This is a genomic window from Collinsella sp. AM20-15AC, assembly GCF_003471405.1.
Lineage (GTDB): Bacteria > Actinomycetota > Coriobacteriia > Coriobacteriales > Coriobacteriaceae > Collinsella.
The window spans coordinates 472-676 of record NZ_QRJA01000074.1 but is presented as its reverse complement, the minus strand read 5'-3'; the positions used below and the strand labels follow the sequence as shown (position 1 = coordinate 676).

At 76.6% G+C, this 205-nt stretch carries 1 pseudogene; it reads right to left on the bottom strand.

What is annotated here, in order from left to right:
• A pseudogene (locus DW233_RS10390) lies at positions 1–205 on the bottom strand (IS30 family transposase); the annotation flags it as partial.

The window sequence follows — 205 nt, the reverse complement described above, 5'->3', positions numbered from 1 at the left end:
CCGGGGGTCGCAGTAGAACAGCCTCGTCTCGCCCGGCCCCTCGCCGAGCAGCGCGGCGATCGCGTCCTCGTCGGAGAACTCGGGGCCGTTGTCGGTGAGCACGGCGCGGAACACGCGGCGCGTCCCGTCGGCGCCGAGGACCGCCCGGACGCCCTCCAGGGCGCCCGCGACGCACCCGGCGGTCTTCTCCTCCAGCGGCAGCGCA